Origin of the sequence: Streptomyces sp. YS-3 (assembly GCF_045257485.1) — a bacterium.
Lineage (GTDB): Bacteria > Actinomycetota > Actinomycetes > Streptomycetales > Streptomycetaceae > Streptomyces.
The window spans coordinates 1-3,988 of record NZ_JBJHPC010000625.1 but is presented as its reverse complement, the minus strand read 5'-3'; the positions used below and the strand labels follow the sequence as shown (position 1 = coordinate 3,988).

Here is a 3,988-nt window from a genome sequence, read left to right as displayed (position 1 = left end):
GGCCGCCCCCGCGACCGCTCCCTCCCTGACCAAGCCCGAGGACGCCCGATGACCACCCCCTACCAGCAGCAGGCACCGGGCGCGCCCCTGGGGACGTACACCTCGCCGATCCCGGTGCGGCCCGCCTCCCTCGGCGACGCGATCGCCTCGGAGTGGACGAAGATCCGCTCGGTGCGCTCCACGATGTGGACCCTCGGTGTGCTCGTCGTGCTCGTGATCGGCATCGGACTGCTCGCCGCCGTCGCGGTCAACGCCTCCGACTCCAACCTCGGGGACACCCCGCTGCTCTCCCTCGGTTTCTACGGCGTACTGCTCGGCTCGATCTGTGTGATCACGCTCGGCGTGCTGACCATCGCCTCCGAGTACGGCACCGGCATGATCCGCACCACGCTGACGGCGTGCCCCAGCCGGGCCCGAATCCTCGCCGCCAAGTCGATCGTCTTCTTCCTGCTGTCCTTCGTCATCGTCACGCTCACCACCGGTCTGGTGGCGCTGGCGCAGATGGGGATGGTGGACGCGGGCACGCAGCCCACCGGCTCCGAGCTGTTCAAGGCGACGGTCGGCGTCGCCCTGTACATCTCCACGCTCGGCCTGCTCGCGCTCGCGGTCGGCGCGCTGATCCGGCACTCGGCCGGCGCGATCACGGTCATGATCGGCCTGGTGCTGCTGCCGCTGGTGCTGGCCCTGTTCATGTTCTCGCCGTCGCTGGAGTCGGTGCGCAACGCCCTGTTCGAGTACTCGATCCCCAGTCAGCTGGCCGTCTTCTACGGCTCCACGGTGAGCGACTCGGGCCCCACCGGCTGGACCCCGCTGCTGATCCTGGGCGCCGTCACGGCGGCGGCGCTCGGCGGCGCGTTCGCGGCGCTGAACAGCCGGGACGTGTGAGGGCCGGCTCCCCGCCGCCTGGCTTCCTAGTACCTGGGCGCGTTCCTGGACCGCTGCACCCTGCTGGTGCGGCGGTCCTTCGCGTTCCAGCAGGCCTTGTGCCAGTGGCGGCGGTCGTCGACACCGCCGTACTCGGGCCAGGCCACCACGTGCGGGACGCCGGAGGGGATCTCCTGGTCGCAGCCGGGGCAGCGGTAGCGCTTGCCCTGGGCGCTCGCGCCGGCGACGTGCCGGACGGACCACTCCTCGCCCTGGTACGTCTCGGTGCGCTGGAGGCCGAAGCGGTCCCCCGACCCGCCGGTCGGTGCGGTCGGCTGGTCGCCGCCCTTGGGGCGGTTGCGGCGCGGGGACACGGAAACACCTCACGGGGCCGGGCGGACGGGCTGCCTCCAGCGTAGAGGTACTTGCCCCGGGTACCCGAGCCGAACAGGGGCGGCACGGTAACTCGTACGGGGGACACTTACCGGACTATCGCAAGAAGTTCGCTTCGGGCCGTGCCCTTGGCACTTGTCAGACGTTGTTGCCGGTAAGAGGGGGAGCCGCGTCGGCCGCGAGGAGGCATGAAGGCGATGCGTGTCGGAACTTTTGTACTGGCGGCCCAATTCCCGGGCCAGGGCCAGGGGGAGGCGCTGCACCGGGCGGTGCGGTCCGCCGAGGTGGCCGAGGAGGCGGGCCTGGACTCGGTGTGGCTCGCCGAGCACCACTTCGTCCCGTACGGGGTGTGTCCCTCGGCGGTGACGCTGGCGGCGCTGCTGCTCGGGCGCACCCGCCGGATCCGTGTCGGGACGGCGGTCAGCGTACTGCCGAGCGCGCACCCGGTGGCGCTGGGCGAGCAGGCGGCGCTGCTGCACGTGACGTCCGGCGGCCGGTTCTCGCTGGGGGTCGGCCGGGGCGGTCCCTGGGTCGACCTGGAGGTCTTCGGCGCGGGCCTGCGGGCGTACGAGGAGGGCTTCGGGGAGTCGCTGGACCTGCTGCTGAGATGGCTGTCCGAGCCCCGGGTGGCCTCCATGGGAGAACGTTTCGTCTTCCGGGAGGTCCCGGTGGTGCCGAGGCCCGAGGAGTCGCTCGTGGACGGTCCGGCCGGCCCCGAGGTCATCGTGGCGTGCACCTCGCCGAAGAGCGTGCGGCTGGCGGCCGGGCGCGGTCTGCCGATGCTGCTCGGGATGCACTGCGGCGACGAGGAGAAGGCGGAGATGGTCGCGCTGTGGAGGTCGCACGCGCTGGCGTCCGGGGTGGCGCCGGAGGCGGTGGCCGCCGCGCCGCATGTGTCGGCCGGGGTGGCGCAGATCGAGGACAACAGCTCCCAGGCGGCCGAGACCCTGCTGAAGGCGATGCCGGGCTGGCTGAAGCAGGGGCTCGACGCGCATGTGACGGTCGACGGCCGCCACCGGGCCATGCGCGACCCGGTGCAGTACACGGAGTTGCTCTGCGCCCTCCACCCCGTCGGCACCCCGCGGCTCGCGGCGGACCGCATCGCGGCGACGGCGGAGAAGACCGGCATCACGCGCTTCGCCTTCCTGGTGGAGGGGTCGGGGGACCTGGCCGCGACGGAGGAGAACGTACGAAGGCTCGGCGCGGACGTGCTGCCGCTGCTGGGGTGAGAGGGCCCGAGGGGGAAGGCGCCCGAGGGGGCGCGAGGGGCCGGGGCCGAAGAGCCCCCGCTCCGCATCAGTTGCACCTCCCGCGATGCGGAGCGGCGGCGAAGACCTCAGCAGTCCCTCAACTCCGGAGACTGATTGAGCAGTTGCCCCCGGATCGAGGTGAAGCGGGCGAGCCGCTCGTCGACCGACGGGTCCAGCGGGAAGACCGCCACGCGGTGGCAGTTCTGGAACGCCAGGCGGACACCGAAGTGCCGCTGCAGCGCACCGCGGATGGCGTCACTCGCGAGCGCGCGAAGGAGCTGACCGCGCGCCTGCTCGTCCGGCGGAGGCGTCTGGTTGTCGGCGAACTCGCCACCGTCCACCTTCAGCTGGGCCACCAGAGAGCTGATCATCTCCCACGCGTACGGCAGTGAGGTCCGGACGCAGTCGACGAAGTCAGCTTCGTCGACCTCGCCTCGCTCGGCCTGTTCGAGTAGGGCCGGTGAGACGTCGAGCGACATGGTTTCTCCTCTCGCGACCCCGGGGAGGGGGTCTTACGGCCAGGGAAGGGAACGAAGTCGGCCACGCTGTGTGCCTGACCGACGACCTCCCGCTTACACGGTAGGCGCGGCATGGTGGCTGCGACAGGTACTTGGCACGTAACCGGCCAATAACGAACAGTGCTTTGCCGGACGAATCGCGTTCGGCGGGGGGATTCGAGTAGCGTTGCCGACCATGCGTCTCGTCATCGCCCGCTGCTCCGTCGACTACGCGGGCCGCCTCACCGCCCATCTGCCCTCCGCCACCAGGCTGATCCTGGTGAAGGCGGACAACAGCGTCTCCATTCACGCGGACGACCGGGCGTACAAGCCCCTCAACTGGATGTCTCCGCCCTGCACCCTCAAGGAGGGGACCGCGGACGGCGTCGACGTCTGGACCGTCGTGAACAAAGCGGGCGAGAAGCTCATCATCACGATGGAGGAGATCCTCCACGACTCGTCCCACGAGCTGGGTGTGGACCCGGGCCTCATCAAGGACGGCGTGGAAGCGCACCTCCAGGAACTGCTCGCGGACCGGATCGAGACGCTGGGCGAGGGGTACACCCTGATCCGCCGCGAGTACCCGACGGCGATCGGCCCCGTCGACATCCTCTGCCGGGACGCGTCCGGCGGGACGGTGGCGGTGGAGATCAAGCGGCGCGGTGAGATCGACGGCGTCGAGCAGCTCACGCGCTACCTGGAGCTGCTGAACCGCGATCCGCACCTGGCTCCCGTACGGGGGGTGTTCGCGGCGCAGGAGATCAAGCCGCAGGCGCGGGTGCTGGCGACGGACCGGCAGATCGGGTGCGTGGTGCTGGACTACAACGCACTGCGCGGCATCGAGGACGACAAGCTCCGCCTGTTCTGACGGGACCGACTTCCCGGACGGGTGCAGCGGCCGGAGTTGCCCAGGGGCGCGGGGAACTGCGCGRCCAGCCCCCCGCCCACCCGCGGGCGACCGACCACCGCCGGAGGCCTTCGGGA

5 protein-coding genes are annotated in these 3,988 nt (G+C 71.1%); 3 read left to right on the top strand and 2 right to left on the bottom strand.

The genetic code is table 11. From position 1 onward, the window contains the following. Positions 1-48: 48 nt before the first annotated feature. On the top strand, positions 49-885 hold the full coding sequence (locus tag ACJA3G_RS32070) for an ABC transporter permease (RefSeq protein WP_406556554.1): 837 nt from the start codon (positions 49-51) through the stop codon (positions 883-885). 26 nt (positions 886-911) lie between these two features. On the opposite strand, the gene ACJA3G_RS32065 is transcribed toward ACJA3G_RS32070, so the two are convergent. Next, complete coding sequence (locus ACJA3G_RS32065; protein WP_406556553.1) at positions 912-1,238, bottom strand: ATP/GTP-binding protein; 327 nt, start codon at positions 1,236-1,238, stop codon at positions 912-914. Positions 1,239-1,454: 216 nt separating this feature from the next. Here ACJA3G_RS32065 and ACJA3G_RS32060 point away from each other — a divergent pair, with 216 nt between their 5' ends. Further along, positions 1,455-2,486, top strand: coding sequence for an LLM class flavin-dependent oxidoreductase (locus tag ACJA3G_RS32060; protein ID WP_406556552.1), 1,032 nt, complete (start codon positions 1,455-1,457; stop codon positions 2,484-2,486). 107 nt (positions 2,487-2,593) lie between these two features. Here the strand turns inward: ACJA3G_RS32060 and ACJA3G_RS32055 are convergent, their stop codons facing one another. Continuing rightward, positions 2,594-2,986: an SCO5389 family protein gene (locus ACJA3G_RS32055; protein ID WP_351666312.1), complete on the bottom strand. Its 393-nt coding sequence runs from the start codon at positions 2,984-2,986 to the stop codon at positions 2,594-2,596. 214 nt (positions 2,987-3,200) lie between these two features. On the opposite strand from ACJA3G_RS32055, the gene nucS reads away from it, so the two are divergent. Further along, positions 3,201-3,872, top strand: a complete 672-nt coding sequence (gene nucS, locus ACJA3G_RS32050) for an endonuclease NucS (protein WP_406556551.1) — start codon at positions 3,201-3,203, stop codon at positions 3,870-3,872. The last annotated feature ends 116 nt before the right edge of the window (positions 3,873-3,988 follow it).

What these genes read in the sequence shown, in the direction of transcription:
- ACJA3G_RS32060 (WP_406556552.1), top strand. Translation starts at nt 1,455, where the DNA reads ATGCGTGTCGGAACTTTTGTACTGGCGGCCCAATTCCCGGGCCAGGGC.
- ACJA3G_RS32070 (WP_406556554.1), top strand. Translation starts at nt 49, where the DNA reads ATGACCACCCCCTACCAGCAGCAGGCACCGGGCGCGCCCCTGGGGACG.
- ACJA3G_RS32055 (WP_351666312.1), bottom strand. Translation starts at nt 2,986, where the DNA reads ATGTCGCTCGACGTCTCACCGGCCCTACTCGAACAGGCCGAGCGAGGC.
- nucS (WP_406556551.1), top strand. Translation starts at nt 3,201, where the DNA reads ATGCGTCTCGTCATCGCCCGCTGCTCCGTCGACTACGCGGGCCGCCTC.